A 239-nucleotide genomic window follows, 5' to 3' on the forward strand; every position below is an offset into this window, starting at 1 on the left:
TTCGCGCTGGGACTTTGGACGCGCTTCGCGCTCTCAAGACGGACGCGCTGACGCGCTCTCAAGATGAAAAGCGGGCCTGGAGGCCCCCGGGGGTAGGAAAGGCGTCGTGTTCCCCCCCGCACGGCCTGCCAGAGGCAACCACAGATTTCCGGGGTGTGCAATAAAACTTTTGCTCGTACCTCGCAAAACTTTTATTGCACACCCCGGAAATCTGTGGTTGGGCTGCGCCCAGGCCGTAC

The organism is Saccharothrix sp. (assembly GCF_031180885.1).
Taxonomy (GTDB): Bacteria; Actinomycetota; Actinomycetes; order Mycobacteriales; family Pseudonocardiaceae; genus Actinosynnema.